Origin of the sequence: Falsihalocynthiibacter sp. S25ZX9 (assembly GCF_041205405.1) — a bacterium.
GTDB classification, from domain to species: Bacteria; Pseudomonadota; Alphaproteobacteria; order Rhodobacterales; family Rhodobacteraceae; genus Falsihalocynthiibacter; species Falsihalocynthiibacter arcticus.
On sequence record NZ_JBGFCD010000006.1, the window covers coordinates 65537 to 86663 of the forward strand.

General features: G+C 53.3%; 22 protein-coding genes. 12 read left to right on the forward strand and 10 right to left on the reverse strand.

Annotated features, from left to right (window positions below):
* Window positions 1-50 precede the first annotated feature (50 nt).
* A complete protein-coding gene (locus AB9F29_RS08585; RefSeq protein ID WP_369755331.1) occupies window positions 51-1277 on the forward strand; it encodes a UbiH/UbiF/VisC/COQ6 family ubiquinone biosynthesis hydroxylase in 1227 nt (408 codons plus the stop codon).
* On the opposite strand, the gene AB9F29_RS08590 is transcribed toward AB9F29_RS08585, so the two are convergent.
* Genes AB9F29_RS08590 through xth form a run of 4 tightly spaced genes read right to left on the reverse strand, consistent with a single transcriptional unit; the run spans window position 1274 to window position 3879 of the window.
* On the reverse strand, window positions 1274-1456 hold the full coding sequence (locus tag AB9F29_RS08590; protein ID WP_335584002.1) for a Trm112 family protein: 183 nt from the start codon (window positions 1454-1456) through the stop codon (window positions 1274-1276). The two genes, AB9F29_RS08585 and AB9F29_RS08590, sit on opposite strands and share 4 nt — an antisense overlap.
* The gene (locus AB9F29_RS08595; protein ID WP_369755332.1) at window positions 1453-2091 is read right to left on the reverse strand and encodes an LON peptidase substrate-binding domain-containing protein; all 639 of its coding nucleotides are present in this window, start codon (window positions 2089-2091) and stop codon (window positions 1453-1455) included. Before AB9F29_RS08595 ends, AB9F29_RS08590 begins: the two co-directional genes overlap by 4 nt.
* 26 nt (window positions 2092-2117) lie before the next feature.
* Complete coding sequence (trxA, locus tag AB9F29_RS08600) at window positions 2118-3041, reverse strand: thioredoxin (protein ID WP_369755333.1); 924 nt, start codon at window positions 3039-3041, stop codon at window positions 2118-2120.
* A 49-nt stretch (window positions 3042-3090) separates the two neighbouring features.
* On the reverse strand, window positions 3091-3879 hold the full coding sequence (xth, locus tag AB9F29_RS08605; protein ID WP_369755334.1) for an exodeoxyribonuclease III: 789 nt from the start codon (window positions 3877-3879) through the stop codon (window positions 3091-3093).
* Window positions 3880-4130: 251 nt separating this feature from the next.
* Here xth and AB9F29_RS08610 point away from each other — a divergent pair, with 251 nt between their 5' ends.
* Window positions 4131-5183, forward strand: coding sequence for a Hint domain-containing protein (locus AB9F29_RS08610; protein WP_369755335.1), 1053 nt, complete (start codon window positions 4131-4133; stop codon window positions 5181-5183).
* A gap of 68 nt (window positions 5184-5251) precedes the next feature.
* On the opposite strand, the gene AB9F29_RS08615 is transcribed toward AB9F29_RS08610, so the two are convergent.
* Entirely contained in the window at window positions 5252-5938 is a 687-nt protein-coding gene (locus tag AB9F29_RS08615) for a response regulator transcription factor (RefSeq protein WP_039003364.1), read from the reverse strand.
* Between the two features lie 162 nt (window positions 5939-6100).
* Here AB9F29_RS08615 and ribA point away from each other — a divergent pair, with 162 nt between their 5' ends.
* Window positions 6101-7192 (forward strand): GTP cyclohydrolase II, encoded by a 1092-nt coding sequence (gene ribA, locus AB9F29_RS08620; protein ID WP_369755336.1) that lies wholly within the window; start codon window positions 6101-6103, stop codon window positions 7190-7192.
* 41 nt (window positions 7193-7233) lie between these two features.
* On the forward strand, window positions 7234-7695 hold the full coding sequence (locus AB9F29_RS08625; protein ID WP_335584056.1) for a L,D-transpeptidase family protein: 462 nt from the start codon (window positions 7234-7236) through the stop codon (window positions 7693-7695).
* On the opposite strand, the gene AB9F29_RS08630 is transcribed toward AB9F29_RS08625, so the two are convergent.
* Both AB9F29_RS08630 and AB9F29_RS08635 read right to left on the reverse strand, forming a co-directional pair.
* The gene (locus AB9F29_RS08630) at window positions 7692-8345 is read right to left on the reverse strand and encodes a YggS family pyridoxal phosphate-dependent enzyme (protein ID WP_369755337.1); all 654 of its coding nucleotides are present in this window, start codon (window positions 8343-8345) and stop codon (window positions 7692-7694) included. The two genes, AB9F29_RS08625 and AB9F29_RS08630, sit on opposite strands and share 4 nt — an antisense overlap.
* Before the next feature lie 100 nt (window positions 8346-8445).
* Entirely contained in the window at window positions 8446-9444 is a 999-nt protein-coding gene (locus AB9F29_RS08635; RefSeq protein WP_369755338.1) for a porin, read from the reverse strand.
* A gap of 294 nt (window positions 9445-9738) precedes the next feature.
* On the opposite strand from AB9F29_RS08635, the gene AB9F29_RS08640 reads away from it, so the two are divergent.
* From AB9F29_RS08640 to holA, 4 genes are all read left to right on the forward strand, one after another.
* Window positions 9739-10209, forward strand: coding sequence for a DUF3576 domain-containing protein (locus tag AB9F29_RS08640; RefSeq protein WP_335583994.1), 471 nt, complete (start codon window positions 9739-9741; stop codon window positions 10207-10209).
* Window positions 10210-10306: 97 nt separating this feature from the next.
* Window positions 10307-12859: a leucine--tRNA ligase gene (gene leuS, locus AB9F29_RS08645; RefSeq protein WP_369755339.1), complete on the forward strand. Its 2553-nt coding sequence runs from the start codon at window positions 10307-10309 to the stop codon at window positions 12857-12859.
* A complete protein-coding gene (locus AB9F29_RS08650) occupies window positions 12846-13337 on the forward strand; it encodes a hypothetical protein (protein ID WP_335583992.1) in 492 nt (163 codons plus the stop codon). The genes leuS and AB9F29_RS08650 overlap by 14 nt, the downstream gene beginning before the upstream one ends.
* Window positions 13334-14359 carry a DNA polymerase III subunit delta gene (gene holA, locus AB9F29_RS08655; protein ID WP_335583991.1) on the forward strand — a complete coding sequence of 342 codons (1026 nt, stop codon included), beginning with the start codon at window positions 13334-13336 and terminating at the stop codon, window positions 14357-14359. The genes AB9F29_RS08650 and holA overlap by 4 nt, the downstream gene beginning before the upstream one ends.
* On the opposite strand, the gene AB9F29_RS08660 is transcribed toward holA, so the two are convergent.
* The 3 genes from AB9F29_RS08660 to AB9F29_RS08670 are packed head-to-tail and all read right to left on the reverse strand — an operon-like array spanning window position 14352 to window position 16919.
* Window positions 14352-15536, reverse strand: a complete 1185-nt coding sequence (locus tag AB9F29_RS08660) for a TIGR03862 family flavoprotein (protein WP_369755340.1) — start codon at window positions 15534-15536, stop codon at window positions 14352-14354. The two genes, holA and AB9F29_RS08660, sit on opposite strands and share 8 nt — an antisense overlap.
* Window positions 15533-16165 (reverse strand): enoyl-CoA hydratase/isomerase family protein, encoded by a 633-nt coding sequence (locus AB9F29_RS08665; RefSeq protein ID WP_369755341.1) that lies wholly within the window; start codon window positions 16163-16165, stop codon window positions 15533-15535. Before AB9F29_RS08665 ends, AB9F29_RS08660 begins: the two co-directional genes overlap by 4 nt.
* Window positions 16166-16169: 4 nt before the next feature.
* Window positions 16170-16919: an SDR family oxidoreductase gene (locus AB9F29_RS08670; RefSeq protein ID WP_369755342.1), complete on the reverse strand. Its 750-nt coding sequence runs from the start codon at window positions 16917-16919 to the stop codon at window positions 16170-16172.
* A 129-nt stretch (window positions 16920-17048) separates the two neighbouring features.
* Here AB9F29_RS08670 and AB9F29_RS08675 point away from each other — a divergent pair, with 129 nt between their 5' ends.
* The 4 genes from AB9F29_RS08675 to AB9F29_RS08690 all read left to right on the forward strand — a co-directional run bounded on the left by AB9F29_RS08675 (window position 17049) and on the right by AB9F29_RS08690 (window position 21119).
* Window positions 17049-18548, forward strand: coding sequence for a DUF2125 domain-containing protein (locus tag AB9F29_RS08675; RefSeq protein WP_369755343.1), 1500 nt, complete (start codon window positions 17049-17051; stop codon window positions 18546-18548).
* Window positions 18549-18675: 127 nt separating this feature from the next.
* On the forward strand, window positions 18676-20043 hold the full coding sequence (locus tag AB9F29_RS08680; protein WP_369755344.1) for a TldD/PmbA family protein: 1368 nt from the start codon (window positions 18676-18678) through the stop codon (window positions 20041-20043).
* Entirely contained in the window at window positions 20036-20809 is a 774-nt protein-coding gene (locus tag AB9F29_RS08685; protein ID WP_369755345.1) for an inositol monophosphatase, read from the forward strand. The genes AB9F29_RS08680 and AB9F29_RS08685 overlap by 8 nt, the downstream gene beginning before the upstream one ends.
* A gap of 67 nt (window positions 20810-20876) precedes the next feature.
* Window positions 20877-21119, forward strand: coding sequence for a DUF4170 domain-containing protein (locus AB9F29_RS08690; protein WP_039003351.1), 243 nt, complete (start codon window positions 20877-20879; stop codon window positions 21117-21119).
* Window positions 21120-21127 lie beyond the last annotated feature (8 nt).

Genomic DNA, 21127 nt, shown 5'->3' on the forward strand with positions numbered 1-21127 from the left:
GCGACGACCGACCACATGGACAATCCCGCTAAAAGCGCCAATATACCTTTATGAAATTTGATTCCGATATCCTGATTGTAGGCGGCGGGCTAAACGGCGCGTCAATGGCTTTGGCCCTCGCTCAAGGTGGGATGAGTGTCATCCTCGTTGACGCCCTCCCAACCCAAGTTCGAAAAGCGAATGATTTTGACGGGCGCGGATATGCGTTGGCGTTGTCCTCACAAAAACTACTAAGCGCTTTGGGAGTTTGGTCGGGGATCGCGCATCATTCCCAACCAATCTTGGATGTAAAAGTCACCGATGGGCGCGCGGGCGAAGGTCCTTCTCCATTTGTGCTGCACTTTGATCATCGTGAACTCGAAGAAGGCCCTATGGGGTATATGATTGAGGATCGCTTTCTAAGGTTCGCACTTTTGGATGCGTTGAAAAAAGAACCCAGAATAGAGACTATTTCGGGTGAAACCGTTGTTTCCCAAGAACAGACGGCAACCGGTGCCACTGTGACATTAGCCTCAGGAAAAACCCTTGCTGCCCGCCTCCTCATTGGTTCGGATGGCAAAAAAAGCCAGACCGCAGAGCGAGCGGGAATTACCAGAGACATCAAAGATTACGGCCAGACCGCCTTGGTTGCCGCCGTCGCGCATGACCTTCCACACGAGGGCTGTGCGCATCAATTTTTCATGCCGTCGGGGCCGCTGGCGATTTTACCCCTTCCGGGAAATGTTTCTTCCATTGTCTGGAGCGAAACGCACGAGAATGCCGATAGGATCAAGGCGCTCTCGGACGCCGATTTTCTGGAAGAGTTGCGCCCAAGGTTTGGGAGTTTTCTGGGAGATATTTCGTTGGCAGGTGGAAGGTTTTCCTATCCCCTTACCCTTTCGGTCACCCCAAAAATGGTTGCCCAACGTTTGGCCCTCATTGGAGACGCGGCACATGCGGTGCATCCAATCGCGGGCCAGGGTCTCAACCTTGGCTTGAGAGATGTCGGCGCATTAGCGCAAGTAATTATAGAAGCCAAACGTCGCGGAGAAGACTTCGGTGCCTCTGATGTTTTGGCGCGGTATCAACAATGGCGACGCTTTGATACGGCAGCCCTTGCGGGTGCGACAGACGGATTCAACGCTTTATTTTCAAACGATAATTCTGCGCTTCGGGCCGTAAGGGATTTGGGACTAGGTTTGGTCAATGCCATTCCGGGTGCGCGGCGACGCTTAATGCGCGAAGCTGCGGGCCTAACGGGAGACGTTCCCAAACTGCTGCAAGGACGCCCGATTTAATCGAGTTCGCGCGCCTCATCAATTAACATTACAGGAATGCCATTGCGGATCGGAAAGGCCAGATTGGCCGGTTTTGAGATGAGCTCCGCATTTTTGGCGTCGTAGTCGAGCCGCGCTTGCGTCAGAGGGCACACCAAGCTTTCGAGCATTTTCGGGTCAAAAAATCCTTCATTTGTCATTGTATTTGTTCCTTCTTTGACCCTGCATGAATGGCCATTTCCATCAAAGCCTGAAGCGTTTCTCGACGTGTTTTCAAATCCACAGCTTCCAATAGTGCTTGCTTCTCTTCTGGCTCAAATGGACAGAGCATCGACAGGGAATTGATCAACAATTCGTCCTCGGCTCCCGACAAATTTTCCCAATCGGTTTCCAATTCTTGCATATGAAAATACTTTTGAAGCAACGGAATAAAATCATCCCGCGGAAACTCTGGATCATGCTCTGGTCCAGCCACATCTCGTTCAAAACCCGTCCAGCTTGGCGTCGTGACTAAGTAGGGTTTAAAACTCTCGCGAACGTCCAAAGGTCGGTACCGTGACACACCCGAAAGTGTAATCATGTACCGCCCATCGGCAGTTTCTGAAAAACCGACGATCCGACCGGCGCAGCCAACATTCTGATACGTCGTTTCGCCTTTACCTTTCTCGGTCTGGATGAGGCCGATCATACGGTCATCCGTCTTTAGGCAATCATCAACCATCGCCAAAAAACGCGGCTCAAAGACTTGCAGAGGCAGCCTCCCGCGCGGAAGGAGCAGCGCCCCATCAATTGGAAAGAGCGGTAAGGTCTCTGGAAAATTGACGGGCAATTTCATTGTTTTGAACTCGCTCCGGTTTTCGATTACACAAAAATCATTGAGGACAGTTTGCGCCGCCCATTCAGAGCGATCGGATCTTTCATGTCCAAGGCATCAAAAATGGTAAACATTTGAGATTTGGCAGCGCCGTCGTTCCAGTCTCTATCCCGCCTGAATAGCTCCAAAAGAGCTTCCACAGCCCCTTCGGCATCACCTGCAGCAAGTAGCGCTGTGGACAGATCGAAACGGGCTTGATGATCGTCTGGATTGGCCTCCACAGCGGCAGAAAGCTCAGTTTCCGGACCTGCGTTTGCTGCTTGCTTCGCTAAATCTACTTTCGCCCGTACCGCTTCAATAGCTTTACTCTCGGATATTTCCGCCGGAATACCGTTTAGCACAGCCTCGGCCTCTTCTACTTCGCCAAGCGCCAAATGGCACTTAATAATACCCGCAAAGGATTGCACATTCATGGGATCCTCTTCGGTGATCGCTACGAATGTTTGCAGGGCATCGTCAAATTCGCCAGCTTCAAACATTGCCTCGGCAGCCTCGACCGCATCTGCGAGTCCACCATCGGGCGCACCGGGCCCCATTGCGGCGACTCGCTCAACAAATTGGTCAATCTCACTGGGGGGGAGTGCCCCCTGAAATCCGTCCACTGGCTGTCCTTGCCAGAAAGCGTAAACTGTAGGGATGGATTTAATCTGTAATTGAGCGGAAATTCCGGGGTTCTGGTCAACGTCGACCTTTACCATTTTGACGGCGCCCTCAGCTTTGGTCACCGCAGCCTCGAGTGCTGGCCCAAGCGTTTTGCACGGGCCGCACCACGGCGCCCAGAAATCAACGATGATCGGAACCTCTTTGCTGGCTTCGATCACATCTTCCAAGAAGTTGGCCTCAGAAGACTCCTTGATTAGGGTCTCATCCGTAGGTTCGGCAGGCGCATCTGTTTTTCCAAATTCAAGCATCGATCACAATCCAATTAACGTCATTTCTATCTATATGGGGGTTACGACCCTAAAGGTCAAAGGTTGCAAAGACTGGCGCGTGGTCGCTCGGCTTCTCCCACCCGCGCGCATCGCGTGCAATTCGGCTGCTGTGACCCGCGCTTTTAATATCGCCCGTCGCCCAAATGTGATCCAAACGCCGCCCTTTGTCTGCGTCCGACCAGTCCTTGGCCCGATAACTCCACCAGCTATAGACTTTACCCTCTGGAATATCGGCCCGTGTCACATCATGCCAATCGCCAGATTCTCGGGTCTCTTCGAACTTTTCAACTTCGATTGGCGTATGGCTCACGACCTTCAGAAGTTTTTTATGATCCCAAACATCGTCTTCCCGTGGGGCAATATTTAAATCTCCGACCAAAATGGACTTTTTTGGCATATTGGCGCGGAAATCATCCCGCATGTCAGCGAGGTAGTCGAGTTTTTGACCGAATTTCTCGTTTACCAAACGATCTGCCACGTCGCCGCCCGCTGGGACATAGTGGTTATGAATCGTTACGCCATTTTCCAGTTTCGCCGCCACATGTCGTGCGTGCCCAAGATTGGCGAAATCGTGCATCCCGACCAATTCAAGCGGAAGGCGCGAAAGGATCGCAACCCCATTATACCCCTTTTGGCCGTTTGCCACCATATGCGTATAGCCAAGCGCGTGAAAAGCCTCGGTCGGAATTTTATCCACAGGGCTTTTACATTCCTGCAAACACAAAATGTCCGGCGCCTGTTCCTCGAGTAATTTCAGTACGATAGGTTCGCGAAGACGCACAGAATTGATATTCCAAGTACAGAGAGTAAAAGACATGTAGCGCTCCAAAATTTTCGTTTCCCAAGAATAGGGTGGAGCTGACGGAATAACCACCCAAAAGGATTTCTCGAAGCCGTAACCGCCGGATTTCGAGTTTACTCCCGCAAGTTCTATGCAATTACTTCGCCATTTGTTTCCGAATATTAACCAAAATAACGGCTAATGCCCCTTTGTTGCCTCAAAGGCCTCCAATTTTCACCTTGAATCCTTGCTAGAAATGCACGTGATCAGGACGAATGGGAAAAAACATGCCAATACTCTATACGTTAGCAGACGATCAAATTTCGGTATCCGGAGGCGAATCCCTTTCCGGCATTAGCCAAGGTGACGGGACCCACTTGATTGGGGAAACGATCACCTTGAATTCCAAATTTTGGGAAACCATCGACATCACCGATGGAAACGGGTCATTCGACGATAACGATGAAGGCCAGTCGCTGAGCGAGGATATAACTTACGCCGGTACGGACTATAACGCGGGCGCGATTATTGAGGCTGAATTCCAGTTCCAAGTCCAAGATCCCGATGGAAACAATTACACCATAATTGCGATGAACATTCGGGAACCTGGTGATGCTAATACTTACGGAACGATCGAAGGTTTGGCTTTTATCGGTCCGGTTGGTGGGTTTCCACCTGTTGGGGTTCCTCTTACGGTTATTTCTGCATCTGAGGGGCCAACGCCAGGTGTTACAAACTACGAAGACTACGCATCCCCCGCCTGTTTCACACCGAAAACTTTAATCGAGACCGCCAGCGGTCCCCGCGCGATTGAGACGCTTTCATCAGGTGACTTGGTGGAGACATTGGACCACGGGTTAAAGCCTCTGCGCTGGAAGGGCGAAGTCAATTTTTCGCGTGATGAGTTAGCATTATACCCCGTGTTCGAGCCTGTTTTGATTCAAAAAGGGGCTCTTGGGAATGGCGTACCAAAGCGTGATCTTCTCGTCTCGCCACAGCATCGTGTATTGATTTCCGATTGGCGTGCCGAACTGTTTTATGGCGAGGACGAAGTCTTGGTTGCAGCCAAGCATTTGGTAAACGGTACGACAATTTCTCGGCACCTCCCAACCGACGGCGTTACCTATATTCACCTATTATTTGACAATCACGAAGTTATTTTCTCCGAAGGCCTACCGTCCGAAAGCTTTTTGCCTGGTGCGGAAGTATGTGAAGGAATGGCCACCGAAGTTCAGAATGAACTCTATGCGTTGTTCCCAGAACTGGAGGAGGATTGGAGCGCATTCAGTGCCGCCAAACCGAGCCTAAAGGCCTATCAAGCCGCACCGCTATTTGCATAAAAAAACCCGGGCACAAGGCCCGGGCAAGTCAACAGGGAGGTGCGACTTAACCCAGTCGCCGGGAACTTTTAGGACGCGAGGCGATACCCACCGCTTTCGGTAACAAGAAGGCGCGCATTGCTTGGATCAAGTTCAATTTTCTGCCGCAGCCGATAGATATGTGTCTCTAACGTGTGGGTTGTGACCCCTGCGTTATAGCCCCAAACCTCATGCAACAAAACATCCCGCGCTACGACACTGCCCGTGGCGCGGTACAAAAACTTAAGGATGTTTGTTTCCTTTTCGGTCAGGCGCACCTTCTTTTCGTCCTCGGTAATCAACATTTTGACCGCGGGCTTGAATGTATATGGACCCAGTTGAAAAACCGCATCTTCGCTCTGTTCGTGCTGGCGTAATTGCGCACGAATACGGGCCAAAAGGACGGGAAACTTGAACGGCTTGGTGACGTAATCATTTGCACCTGCGTCGAGTCCAAGGATCGTATCCGCGTCGCTATCATGTCCGGTAAGCATCACAATCGGGCATTTAATCCCTTGCTTGCGCATCAAGCGACACAGTTCACGGCCATCGGTATCAGGTAGGCCGACGTCCAATATCACCAACTCATAAATGGCTTCTTTGGCTTTCACCATCGCCGTAGCACCCGAATCTGCCTCGAAAACATCAAAGTCTTCGGTCATAACCAATTGCTCTGAAAGAGCTTCACGTAGGTCGTCATCATCGTCGACCAGTAGTATTTTCTTGAGCGCTACCATGGGGAAACCTCCGTTGCTTGTGATAAGAGTTGTTCCTCTGAGAGGCGCAAAACAAGAGGCTGGCAGGAATAATCACGGTGACGTGTGGAAAACCAGCCTTATGTTTCAATTCCCACCCAGAATGGTTACATATCAGATGAATGTTGTAACAGAGTTTTGCGAATGCCCCTGACCCCAACCCTCTCCGAGCGGCTTGCCCGTGCCCGTGCAGACCTTCGAATGGGCGCACCAATCGTCCTATCCAAAGCCGGCGAGTCGGCACTTGTCATTGCGTCAGAAACATTGACCCCTGCCCGCCTTTCGGACCTTCGCGAATTGAGCGTGCCTCTTCTTTTGGCCATAACAACCCGCAGAGCCGAGACACTCAAGGCGCGCGCTTATGACTCGCAAGTTGCACGAATAGTCGTTCCGAGCGATGCCGACACAAAATGGATATATGCGGTTGCCGATCCAGAAAACGACCTGAGAGCGCCGATGAAAGGGCCCCTCAAAACCCTTCGTGAGGGCGGAAGTTGCATTGCAAAATCCGCAATCGGGTTGGCCAAGGCCGCGCGATTACTGCCGTCCGCCGTTCTATTGCCAATTGAAAACGGCCTCGCGTTCGCCCACGAAAACGATTTAACCCATGTGCCCCTTGAGGACGCTGAAGCGGAAATTGATGCAATGTCGCCTCTTACTTTGGTAGCTTCGGCACGCGTCCCCCTAGAGGTTTCCGAAGCGGGGCGCCTGCATGTTTTCCGCCCACTTGATGGCGGTGAAGAGCATTATGCCGTGGAAATTGGTCGCCCAGATCGTGGGAAACCCGTGCTCTCTCGCCTGCATTCTGCGTGTTTTACGGGTGACCTTATCGGCAGTTTAAAATGCGACTGTGGTCCGCAGCTGCGCGCAGCTCTTGCAGCGATGGGCGAGAATGGGGCGGGTGTTTTGCTCTATCTCAATCAGGAAGGGCGCGGGATTGGTCTTGCCAATAAAATGCGCGCCTATTCCCTTCAAGATCAGGGGTTTGACACTGTTCAGGCCAATCATCGCCTTGGATTTGAGGATGATGAGCGCGACTTTCGCATTGGCGCGGAAATCCTAAAACGCATGGGGTTTCAAAGCGTTAACCTCCTCACGAACAACCCTGCTAAAGTTGAAATGATGCAGGCGAACGGCATTCAAGTTGTCGAACGCGTGCCGCTGAGGGTTGGCGAAAACGCACATAATCACGCCTATCTTGCGACGAAAGCCGCAAAATCCGGGCATCTGCTGTGAAGCCATCCGACCTTGTCGTGACCCGTTGGGGGGCGCGGTTTATGGGGCGGCGTATTCCCTGCTCCATCGGGAAAGGCGGTTTTGTCGCCAATAAACGTGAGGGGGATGGCGGGACGCCGAGACAGGAAATGCGTCTAGTTGGAGGAGGATTCCGACAGTCGCGGCTTCGACGGCCACACGTTCCATTTCCAATGGATGCGATCGGCCCAGCCGATATATGGTCGGACGACTCGCGTGATCCAGAATATAATAGCCGAAAAACTCAACGGTTTTATAAATTTAGCCACGAGACGCTGTTCCGCGCCGACCCCCTATATGATGTGGTTTTATACACGGATTACAATTACCCACAGGCTACCCCCGGATTGGGGTCGGCAATTTTTGTGCACCAATGGCGGAAACCGCGGCACCCGACCGAAGGGTGCATCGCTTTTTCACGGCAGAATTTGCAATGGATATTGGCGCGATGGGCACCCAATAGCAGAATTGTAGTAAAGGCCTAGTTGTAGCTGCGCGCGCCGAAAATTGCAGAACCAACTCTGACGTAGGTTGCGCCTGCTTTTATGGCAACTTCGAAATCGCCACTCATCCCCATCGAAAGCTCAGATAGATGATTTCGCGCCGCTATTTCCGCTAGTAGGGCGAAGTGTACGCTTGGATCTTCGTCAACAGGGGGGATGCACATGAGGCCAACGACCGGCAAACCATGCCCTACGCACATTTCGATAAAACCGTCCGCCTCGTCGACAGAGACACCCGCTTTTTGCTCTTCCGCACCTGTATTAACTTGGACAAACAATTTCGGGCAGCTACCAACCTCTTTGGTTAATCGCGCTAGCGTGGTGGCCAGTTTTGGGCGATCTAGGGTGTGGATAGCATCAAAAAGCTCCATCGCTTGACGGGCTTTGTTTGTTTGGAGGGGGCCAAGAAGATGCACTTCTACGGGGCCGTATTCTGCACGCAGGTCAGGCCATTTTCCGGCGGCCTCTTGCACTTTGTTCTCACCAAAAACCCGATGCCCCTGATCTAGGACGGCGCGCACGCGCTCAAGTGGTTGCACCTTGGAAACCGCAATAAGCTTGGTGGATCCAGTAGGACGTCCAGCACTAGATTCTGCGGACTGAATTTTGGAAAGGGTGTTTTTCAGAGACATAATATGGCCTTTTGAGTTCACCCCAATGAGCCACAGTCTGGACAAAAAGAAAAGAGCGGACCGAAGCCCGCTCTTTCCAATTCACAATAATCCGGATGGATTAGAAGTTGAATTTGATACCAAGGTCACCAACTGTGTATGTGTCAGCGTCGTTGATTGGGCTCACGCTAGCGATACCGCCGGCAAGTGTAGCACCGCCACCGAGGTCGTATGCAGCACCAAGGCCGTAGGACTCAGAGGTAGTATCGAAGTCCTGAAGGTCTTTCTTAGTGTAGAAAGCAGTTACAGTCGTCGCACCAGAAGTCCAGTCACCGGAAACAGCGTACTGTTGAACGTCGCCGAAGCCAGCCCATTCGCCTTGAAGGTAAATACCTTTAACGCCCCATGTACCGTTAGTCCATTGAGCACCAAGAACCCAATCGCTCGCGTCGCCTGTACCAGCAACGTCGTTCGTAGCTTCATAACCACCAGCGATTGTAAGGCCATTGTCGTTAGACCATTTAGCACCAACCGAGTAGGACTGACCTACTTCACCAACAGCTGGAAGAAGCTGACCTGGAACGGAAACAGTACCGATTTGGGTGCCGATTTGGCCGATACCAACGTAGAATACTGTGGAACCAGCTGCGTACTCATAAAGAGCCGAAGGAGTTGGGTACAGTGTATCGTTGCTGCCGTCGCCATTCACATCAGTACCGGAGTTGAGGTACGTGATTTCGTTGATGTCGCTCAAGTTTGTGTAACCGATACCGGAAACTTGACCAACAGCAGCTTTAGCAGCGCCGTCAACGTCGCCCATGGAGAGCTTACCGAAAGAACCGGAGATGAATACGGAACCAGCGCGACCAGCAGAACCGGCACCAGAGTTGTCAGCGCGGATGAAACCACCGAAAGACAGACCGTTGTCAGTTTCGCCGGATGCGGAGAAACCGATACGAATACGGCTGCTCATTTTGATGTTGGAATCGCCAGGAAGACCGAAAGTGTCACGGTCATCGTATACCAAACCCATGCGGCCGTCACCGGATACGGAGATGTCAGCGGCTGCGACGCCAGCGGTTGCAACGAGTGCAGTCGTAGCAATAAGAAGATTTTTCATTTCGTTTTTCCCTTGTAAGAGATTAAAGAGTGCACCTCAATTCAGGGAAATCCGAACTGAGTATGCTGTTCAATCGCCTTTCGGCTCCGGTTTTGCAAGTTCCCGATGCATCGCTTTAACAAACCCTTTAAGGCTGATGCAGGTTTGCCACAGTCAATTTTCAGCTTCTTTGGGGACTCCAAACAGGGCGAACGATATTGTTCTCTTTATAGTATGGCTTAAAAAACTGAAAAACCTTGCTCCGCCTTTGGTGGTTGGTTACTAAATCCCCTGAAGCAATAAGGGGAAGCCAAAATGGTAGCGAGCAAATTTTTCAAATGGTTTTCATCGATTCTTTTGGTCGTGGGCATTTCCGCATGCGATTCTGAGCCAATCCCTGAGCGATCCCCTTTCCAAGAGAGTTATGAAGACACGCCACCCAGCACTGTTTGGGATATTTTTGCCAACAACACGGATCCAAACACCCAAATTGAGGTGAATAAATATCTTTGGAATGCGGCGCTTGAGATTCTCGACTTCTTGCCCGTTCAGGATGTCGATCCCTTTTCAGGCATTTTCATCACGGGATACGGCACACCTCCGGGTGGCAGCCAATCCTATCGCGCTGCCGTTTATATCCAAGACCCTGCTTTGGATGCGCGTTCTCTTAATGTCGCCCTTCAATCGAGCGGAGGTCGCGCAGTTTCCGCCGAAACCCAGCGTGCGATCGAAGACGCTATTCTTACGCGGGCGCGCCAACTTCGGTTGCGCGACAGCAATCTCTAATCTTGGAAGGCGCTTGCCGACCTAACCCGTCATTCGCATACGTCGAGCCCTGCAACCCGCAGAAGAGCTCGGCGTTTTGCACGTAAAGGACTCATTCATGTCACGCTATATCGCCTCCGAAATCGAACCCAAATGGCAAAACGCTTGGGACGAGGCCGAAATATTCCTCGCCAAACGCGACCCTGCGAAGGAAAAATACTACGTCCTCGAGATGTTCCCCTACCCGTCTGGGCGTATTCATATGGGTCACGTGCGGAATTATACGATGGGCGACGTGGTTGCGCGGTATAAAGCGTCGTGTGGTTTCTCGGTCTTGCACCCAATGGGCTGGGACGCCTTCGGAATGCCCGCCGAAAACGCTGCTATGGCGATTGGTGGCCATCCAGCCGATTGGACCTATCAAAACATCGCCGACATGCGGGCCCAAATGAAGCCCTTGGGCCTTTCGATTGACTGGACCCGCGAATTTGCCACCTGTGATCCGGAATATTACGGCCAGCAGCAAAGCATGTTCATCGATTTCATGGGCAAGGGCCTTGTGTATCGTAAGGAAGCGGTTGTGAACTGGGATCCAGTAGACATGACAGTTCTGGCGAATGAGCAAGTGATTGATGGTAAGGGCTGGCGTTCCGATGCGCCCGTCGAGCGTAAATCACTAACACAGTGGTTCTTCAAGATTTCCGATCACGCCGACGAACTTCTGACTGCGTTGGATGATTTGGACAATTGGCCCGAGAAGGTCCGCACCATGCAGGCCAACTGGATCGGCAAATCGCGCGGCCTTGAGTTCGCCTTTGATTTGACCACCCCTCAAGGCGACATCAAAGACATTCCCGTTTACACAACCCGCCCCGATACATTGATGGGCGCGAGTTTCGTTGGCATTTCCGCCGATCACCCGCTGGCCCAAGCGCTCGAAGGCGACAACCCTGCGTTGGCCGCCTTTACCGCAGAATGCCGCAGCCTTGGCACGTCAGAGGCCGACATGGAAAAGGCCGAGAAGCGTGGCTTTGATACTGGCCTAAAAGTGCGCCACCCGCTCAACCCTGATTGGGAATTGCCGGTTTGGGTCGCAAATTTCATTCTAATGGACTACGGCACTGGTGCGGTCTTCGGTTGCCCAGCGCACGATCAACGCGATCTCGATTTCTCGCGCAAGTATGACTTAGCCGTCACCAACACCTTCTTTGCACTGGATGATGAGGCACCCGTTGGCAACACAGCCCTCACCCCGCTCAAATCCGAAAAAGTGCGCTGGGTCGACCACTTCGCAGGCCTCACCGAGGCCACAGGCGAAGAGGCCGTGGCTAAAACCATCGAATTCATGGAAGCGAAATCCCTCGGCAAAGGCGTCACCAAATTCCGCCTGCGCGATTGGGGCCTAAGCCGTCAACGCTATTGGGGATGCCCGATTCCGGTTGTGCATTGCCAAGCCTGCGGTGTCGTCCCTGAGAAAAAGGAAAACCTGCCGATTGAATTGCCCAAGGATGTCAGCTTTGACCTCCCCGGCAATCCGCTCGACCGTCACCCGACATGGCGCAACTGTTCCTGCCCGAAATGTGGCGCGGATGCCCTGCGAGAAACCGATACAATGGATACGTTTGTCGATAGCTCTTGGTATTACGCGCGTTTCACTTCGCCCAATTCTCCAACACCGACGAATGCCGAAGACGCAGCCTATTGGATGAACGTCGATCAATACATCGGTGGGATCGAGCACGCGATTCTTCACCTTCTCTATGCGCGCTTCTTTGCACGCGCGATGCAAATCTGTGGTCACTTACCCGAAAGCGCGATTGAACCCTTCAACGCGCTCTTTACGCAAGGGATGGTAACGCACGAAATCTACCAAACTCTCGATGGGAATGGGCGCAAAGTCTATCACCTGCCCGAAGATGTGACCGACGGAAAATTGGCCGATGGCACCGAAGTCGAGATTATCCCCTCGGCGAAAATGTCGAAATCCAAAAAGAACGTGGTTGATCCAGACGACATTATCACAAGCTTTGGCGCCGATACCGCCCGCTGGTTCGTCATGTCCGACAGCCCGCCCGAGCGCGATGTCGAGTGGACCGCCGCTGGCGCTGAGGCTGCCTCAAAACACCTCGGTCGCGTTTGGCGACTGGCGGATGAAAACCGACAGAGCGCCGAGGAGGCGGCTGCCGACGGCAGCTCCGACGAGGCGCTCCTGCGAGCCACCCATAAAGCAATTGAGGCGATCACCGCCGGAATCGATGGATTCGCCTTCAACACGTCCGTCGCCCAGCTCTATGGTTTCACCAATACGGTTGCGAAATCCACAGCATCTACTGCTGCGCGCCGCGAAGCCCTCAAGATCATGGCTCAACTGATGTCCCCCATGACGCCCCACTTGGCCGAGGATATGTGGCAAATGCTCGGTGGCGAAGGCCTCGTTGCCCAAGCGCCATGGCCCAAAGCCGATCCCGCGCTTTTGGTCGACGATGTGGTGACGCTTCCGATCCAAGTTAATGGCAAACGCCGCTCCGAAATCACGGTACCTGCGGACATGCCCAAAGAAGAGGTTGAAAAACTGGCTTTGGCGGATGAAGCTGTGATCAGAATTCTTGAGGGGAAAGCCCCTAAAAAGGTCATCGTTGTACCAGGTAGGATTGTGAATGTTGTCGCTTAATCGCCGTTTCTTTTTTCTTTCCGCCACAGCCCTCGCATCGGGCTGTGGTTTTGAGCCGGTGTACGGCCCTACCGGCAGTGCCCAAGGTCTACGGGGATCTGTTCTCGTTGACGCGCCGATTGACAAAAACAGCTTTGACCTCACGAAACACCTCGAAGACCGCCTTGGTAGGGCAACCGATCCGCGCTTTGGCCTCTCATATCTGATTGAAACCAGCATCGACCCGCTTGGCATCACGCCGAACCAAGAAACCACGCGCTATAACGTGCTCGGTGAAGTTGCCTTCGCCCTACGCGACCTCAATACCCAGAATGTTCTCACCGAAGGCGTCGCCAAGAATTTCACAAGTTTCGGCGCCACATCCAACCCTGTCAGCACGCGTACCGCGAGTGAGGCGGCTTTTGAACGTCTCATGATCGTCCTTGGGGATGATATAACCGAGCATCTTATCCTCAATTCAGGGAGCTTCCTCCCGTGAAGCTTTCGCCGCGCGACGCAACCGGATATTTCACCAAGCCCGACCCGAAACGAACGGGCCTGTTGATTTACGGAGCGGACGCGATGCGTGTGGCCCTAAAACGCCAAGAAGTTATCTTGGCCCTGATTGGCCCCACTGGCGACGACGAAATGCGCCTCTTTCGGATTCCGGCTTCTGACATGCGCAAAGACCCCGCCATGCTTCTCGATGCCGTAAAATCCCAAAGCTTTTTCCCGGGTGCACGCGTGGCCTTTGTTGAGGGTTGCACTGATGCCCTTGTCAAACCCGTCGCCGCCGCCCTAGCGGAATGGCAACCCGGAGATGCGCAGGTCATCGTAACGGCCGGACAGCTCAAGGCCACATCCGCCCTGCGCAAGCTGTTCGAAGGGCACGGCAATGCCTATGCGGCAGGTATCTATGATGATCCTCCAAGCCGTGCGGAGATCGAAGCCGACTTGGCAAAAGTGGGTCTAACGCGGGTAAGTCCGGACGCAATGGAAGCCCTCACGGCGCTTTCCAAGGAAATCGGACCGGGAGATTTCCGTCAAACGATGGAGAAACTCGCTCTCTATATGCTGAGCAGTTCCGAGTCTGCGACTCCGCTAGATGTTGCCGCCTGTGCCCCCTCATCCACGGAGGCTGCACTCGACGATATTTTAAATATTGTCGCGGAAGGTCGCAGTGCGGAAATTGGGCCAATCATGCAAAAACTCGAAGCCCAAGGCGTTCAACCCGTTGGATTGTGCATTGGCGCGACACGACATTTCAGAACACTTCACGCAGCTAGCGCCGATCCGGGTGGACCGGCAGCAGGCATCGGCCGCCTGCGTCCCCCCGTTTTTGGGGCGCGTCGCGACCGTATGCTGCGACAAGCCCAGAAATGGGGCACACGTCGTTTGGAAGCCGCGCTCTCTATGCTCTTGGATACCGACCTTCAGCTACGCTCCACAAGTCGCGCGCCAACTATGGCGCTGGTGGAGCGCACTTTGGTGCGCCTCTCCATGCTTGGCGGCCTTAAGTAGCCAGGTTAGAGCCGCTTTCGGCCCACCGAACCGCAGCTTCCGCCGCCAGTTTTCCAGTCGCTAAAGATGCTGTAATCAGATACCCGCCCGTGGGCGCTTCCCAATCCAGCATTTCACCCGCACAAAATACACCTGGGCGGTTTTTAAGCATGAGATCCTCTGTCATCCCATCAAATTTCACGCCACCTGCCGTGGAAATAGCTTCATCCAGCGGCCGAGGTCCGTTCAGCGGCACGGGAAGCGCCTTAAGCACTGAAATGAATGCATTGCCCGTTGGCAACGGGCGCGCAAACTCCTGTAGCAAAGCCATCTTCACCGGCGTTAAGCCCAAAACTTTGCGATAAAAGTTGGCCATACTCGTTTTGCCCTGAGGCCTTGCCAAGCGCTTGCGGATTTGATCGCCTGTAAGGTCGGGCAAAAGATCAAGCGTCAGGGTCTCTCCATCGCGAAGCGCGGTGGACACGGTATAAATACCGCCCCCTTCGAGCCCAGTACGCGACACAACAATTTCCCCGCGATGGGTTTTGCCACCAACGATCAATCCAACTGGCTTAACAGGGCTTCCGAAGTGGCGCTCCATATGCGACGACCAATCCACAACAAACCCCATGTTCGCGGGCTTGAATGGCGCAAGCGGCGTATCTATCCATTCGGACCACGCCCCATCAGAGCCTAATCTTGCCCAACTCGCGCCACCACAGGCCAAAATCGTTACATCCGCCGCAACCTCTTTTGCGCCTGCGCTTGTCTCAAACTGAAACGACGGCCCCGCGCAACCAACCCATTTCCAACCCAGTTCCAAAGTAACGCCCTTGCCCCCCATCCGTGCCAGCCACGTTCTAAGAAGTGGAGAAGCTTTCATCGATCTTGGGAATACACGGCCCGTTGAGCCAGTGAAAACAACCTGATTTAACCCCTGCGCCCACGCCATTGCTTCGCGGGGACCAAACGCGGTCATGGCAGATTTCAACGCTTCAGGCATGTCGCCAAAAGTCGCCAAAAACTGTTCATCCGTCTCGTTCTTGGTGATATTCAGACCAGACTTTCCCGCCATAAGAAGCTTGCGCGCGGGGCTTTTCTTGGTTTCTGCAACGGTGACAGAAAACCCCGAATCCGCCAATATTTCGGCCGCCATAAGCCCTGCTGGGCCTGCGCCGATAACCAATGCCGTTTTCATCTCGAAGATTCCTTTTCGCCGTTCGGGCAAGTTGATTTGATTGCAAAGGCAATCTCTGGCTTGGCAGATATCACGTCCGCGCAAAGGGATTCAACCGTCGTAAATAAATGCTCCCGAGAAACGACTTGGTCCACGAGGCCGTACGAAAAGGCCTGCTCGCTCGTCAGTTTTTGTCCGCATAGAAAAACAAGCTTCGTGCGTGACGGACCAATAAGGGCGGCCATGCGTTTGGGATCGGAGGGCTGTGGAAGGAAACCGTGCTTCATGACGGGATAAAAAAACCGCGCCTCCGGCACTGAAATCCGAATGTCACAGGCCAGCGCCATGCCAAAGGCGCCCCCCGCAATCGTCCCGTTTAGGGCGCATATCGTAAGGCCTCGCAAAGCGGCAATTTCTCCAGAAAGCTCCTCCCAAAGTAGGCTTTCAGCCAGACCTGCGCGGGCTTCGTCCAAATCGGCACCGGCGCTAAAAACAACTCCTGTCCCCGTAAAGACAACGGCTTTCGCATCCCGCGCTTGACGGACAATGCCGATCAAATTTTCCAGCATCTCGCGCGTTAGCGAGTTGGCTTTTTGCGGCCGATTGAGGGTTACCGTCCAAACGCCCTCTAGCTGGGAGACATCAATCATTGCGCTATTCCAGACCGAGAGTGGCGCGAAGTCCCGCCTCTCTAAGGGAAAGTTCCTGCCCCAAATGTGGGTCTGATGCGGGGGAACACATCCAAACGAGCGCCTTGGCAGGCCATTCGGCAGGGACGTGATCCGAGACGTTTAACTTACTGACCGGATTAATGCCGCTGGCTTTAATTTTGACCTGCATATCTGTCGCGACCGTTCCGGGGGAAAGGCCCATGACCCGCAAACCCGTTTCGTGGCCTTCCAAATGGGTTGCGCGCGTCAACATGAAGGTCGCCGCTTTGCCCGTGCAATAGGCGCTCCACCCTTCCATCGGACCATGCGCCGCCCCCGAACCCACGTTCAAAATCGTACCCGCCTTGGCAGCAAGCATGTGCGGCATCACTGCACGGATACAATGATAGGCCCCTTTGACATTTATATCGATAGAGCGCGCCCATTCTTGAGGGTTAGACTCGAAAAGGGAGCCAATAGGGTCGACGACTCCCGCGTTGTTGATCAAAACATCCACGGCCCCAAATTTCGCCTGAGCGGACGCAATCGCCGCGGAAACTTCTAAAAACTGGCTCACGTCGCATTGGATCGCCAAGGCTTTCTCGCCAATCTCTTGTGCGATTTCGGCGATCGCATTCCCGCTTCTGGCAAGGAGCACAACATTTGCACCCGCCTGAGCAAAAGCCCGCGCCGCCGCCGCACCAATCCCGCGACTTGCCCCCGTAATTACAACTGTTTTTCCAGCAACACTCATGTTCTCTCCTCGCAAATTTTCTACAACTTAAACCAATGCAATTTTCAAAGAAAGGCCCCGTGCCGCTTGCGAATTTGGGCGCTTCAGTACAATGTATTCCCAAGCAATTTTTGAATCGAAGGAATCACAATGACATATTTGAAAATAATTAGCGTTGCGACGGCGACATCGGCCCTGTTGAGCAGTGCTGTGTTTGCAGATGTGACCTCTGAGCAAGTTTGGAACGACCTCAAAACCACCTACGAAAATCTCGGCTATTCAATGGACGTCGGCAGCGAGAGCCAAGACGGCGAAACATTGAACATTGCTGACATTGTCTTGACCGTGCCCGTCGAAGATGACGAGTCTGTTGTTGTGACTGGCCTGTCGTTCGGATTTGAGCAACTTTCCGACGGGACTGTTTCCATCCACATTCCTGACGAGCTTCCGATTATGGCGGAAGTTGATGACGTGGTCGTCACGCTTCTTTTGACATCCCAGGACATGAGCATCATCGCAAGTGGCGACGACACAACGACCAACTATGATTTCTCGGCCACAACCTATGCTCTTGCCCTCAAGGACATCAAGCAAGGTGATGTTGCGTTTTCCCCAAAAGCGCTGGTGACCTTCAGCGAATTGGCAGGTTCCTATGCCTTCACAAAGGGCTCCCTCTTCAAAATGGTTGGCACATTTGATGTTGCCGAAACGGACATTGAGGTTGATATTAAAGACCCCGAAGGTGGCGCGCAGATGGTTACTGCGATGGTCAATCTGAAAGGCTTTACAGAAGCGTTTGATTACGCGATTCCAGAAGAAATCAACTACGAAGACCTTGCAGCCGCATTTGCCGCTGGATTCGGCGGGAACATTTCGTTTGGCCACAGTGGTGCAACGTTCGATATTGTTGTTACGGACGAGAGCGAAGGCTTTGACCTTAAAGGTTCAACCGCGGAAGGTTCGGCAAAATACGCCCTTTCCCAAGGAGGCCTTGGCGTAGAAACGAGTTCCAAAGGTACTCAGGTAACTATCGTTCCAGCTCAAATGCCCCTTCCGATTTCCTTTAGTGTTGAAGAAACCAATAATGTATTCACCATGCCTGTTTCTAAGTCGGATACACCCGATGATGTGGGTCTAACTATGAAGCTTATTGGGTTGTCCGTTGATGAAGCACTTTGGAGTATGATCGATCCCGCGGGCACATTACCGCACGATCCGGCAACGTTGATTGTTGATCTTTCTGGCAAACTTAATCTTGATTTCGACTTGTTTGATTTTGAAGAAGCCGAAGAGATGTCAGGCGATGAGTTCCCGGGTGAATTGCACAGCTTCAACATTGATGCGCTCCAACTAACCTTGGCGGGTGCCGAGTTTACCGGCGATGGAGCCTTTACCTTCAACAATGACGACCTCGAAACATTCGACGGCCTTCCTGCGCCAACGGGTGCGCTTAATTTGAAACTTGTGGGCGGCAATGCCCTCCTCGACAAATTGGTTGCCATGGGCCTCATTCCAGAAGAGCAAGCCATGGGCGCGCGGATGATGACGGGTCTTTTTGCCAATGCAGGCGAGGGCGAGGACGAGCTTGTTTCCAAGATCGAAGTCAATGCCGACGGATCGATCTTGGCCAACGGTCAACGCATCAAATAGGCGTTTCTAGATCGAGACATTCAAAGGCCGCTAGGGAAACTTGGCGGCCTTTTTCGTGGCCCACCCTTGCACCTGAGCGCACACAGGGCTACCTCATTGCGCATAGACCCACAAAAGCGAGCCCCAAATGAGCAAATCAACAGCTTCCCCCACCGATGATCTTGCCAAATTCACCGACGCCTTGCTCAAAGCCGCCAAAATCGCGGGCGCGGATGGTGCGGATGCAATTGCAGTTGACGGGTCGTCCGCCACAATCGACGTTCTTAAAGGGAAGCTTGAACATGCTGAGCGTTCCGAAGGCGTAGACATCGGTTTGCGTGTACTGATCGGACAGCGACAAGCGTGTGTATCGGCCAGCGATACCCGCGATTATACGATTACCCAAATGGCCGAGCGCGCCGTCGCAATGGCCAAAGAAGCCCCCGAGGACGCCCATATCGGCCTCGCCTCACTGGATCAATTGGCAACGGATTGGAATGTCGACGCGCTCGATATGAACGATCCCGCCGCGCCACCCAGCCCCGAGGAACTCCAAGAGTTAGCGCAACGTGCAGAGGCCGCCGCACAAAACGTCGAAGGCGTCAGCCAAGTTCAAGCGACATCGGCTGGCTATGGAAATCGCCGTGTTCACCTAGCCACAAGCAATGGGTTTTCGGGCGGCTATGCACGCAGCGGCTACTCTGTGTCCACGGTCGCAATTACTGGTTCTGGTTCGGACATGGAGCGAGACTATTACGGAGATAGTCGCACCTATTTCTCCGATCTTTACAGCCCCGAGCACATCGGAAAAATCGCAGGACAACGCGCCGTAGAACGCATCGGCGCGCGCCAACCAAAGACAGGATTCTTCCCCGTTTTGTTCGACGAGCGTGTGTCTGCCACCCTCATTGGACATCTTTTGGGTGCGATCAACGGGAGTGCCATCGTCCGCGGTGGAAGCTTTTTGCGCGACAGCTTGGGCGAACAGGTTTTGCCAAAAGGTATCTCCCTCATTGAAGACCCACACCGCGCGCGTACGTCAGGAAGTCGGCCCTTTGATGGCGAGGGGCTGCTCACACAACGCCGCGCAATCGTTGAGGACGGCATATTGACGGGCTGGACGCTCGACCTTGCAAACGCACGCGCGTTGGGCATGGAAAGCACCGCAAACGCATCACGCGGAACCTCTTCACCGCCTTCGCCAAGTTCTGGAAATGTGACCCTAACGCAAGGGAATATGACCCGAGATGAGTTGCTAGCCGAAATGGGCACAGGGCTCCTTGTCACCTCTATGATCGGCAGTTCGATCAACGCTAACACAGGGGATTATTCCCGTGGCGCGTCTGGGTTCTGGGTTGAAAACGGCGAACTTCAATACGCCGTGAATGAATGTACCATTGCGGGAAACCTCAAGGACATGCTGCGCACATTCACACCCGCAAATGACGCTCGTACGCATTTATCGCGTGTGGTTCCGTCGTTGTTGCTCGACGGGATGACCCTAGCTGGTGGCTGACATTGATCTCCTTATCGACGCCGCATACGCGAGCGGAGAGATTGCAAAAAAATACTGGAAAAAAACACCTGAAGTTTGGGAAAAATCCGGCGGTGCGGGCCCTGTAACCGAGGCCGACTTGGCGATCGATAGAATGCTCAAGTCAGAATTGACGCATGCGCGACCCAATTATGGCTGGCTCTCAGAGGAGACTGAAGACACAACGGATCGCCTAAATTGCGAACACGTCTTCATCATTGATCCGATAGATGGCACGCGCGCCTTTATCGAAGGCTCTCCTGCGTTTTCCCATTCTCTGGCCATTGCTAAAAACGGAGTCGTAACCGCCGCCGCAGTGTATTTGCCCGCCCTAGATCGGCTCTATTGCGCCACAAAGCATGGAAATGCGACCCTAAATAGGGATAAAATTGACGCGAGCACACGTTCAAAAATTGATGGCGCAACAACACTTGCAGCTAAAACAAATTTTTCGGCCCACCTTTGGCAGGGCCCCGTTCCACAGTTTGACCACCATTTTCGGAGTTCTTTAGCGTATCGCCTTTGCTTGATCGCGCATGGACGCTTTGATGTTATGCTCACTTTGCGCGATACATGGGAGTGGGATGTAGCCGCTGGAAGCTTGATCGCTGAACGCGCTGGTGCATGTGTTACCGACCAAATTGGCCAACGCGCTCTCTTTAACAATCCGCGCCCGATGCTGCATGGAATGGTTGCAGCCCCACCAGAAATTCACGCGGGCATAATTTCGCGACTTGCTCCGCGCTAAGTCCCTTTCCCCCTGAACCGATCTCCCTTAGACTGTTTCCAATTCCCAAAACCACGATGAGGATCACATGACACAACGCCTACACTTAGTATTCGGGGGCGAATTGGTTGACCCGACCAAAAACGTTTTCAAAGATGTGAATGACATTAAAATCGTAGGCATGTTCCCCGACTACGCGAGCGCTTATGATGCGTGGAAATCCGAAGCCCAGCGCACGGTCGACAACGCCCATATGCGTTTCTTTATCGCGCATATTCATCGTCTTCGCGATGAGGAGATAGCTGCTTCCTCGACCGAAGAGCTGGGTTAAAGTCGACC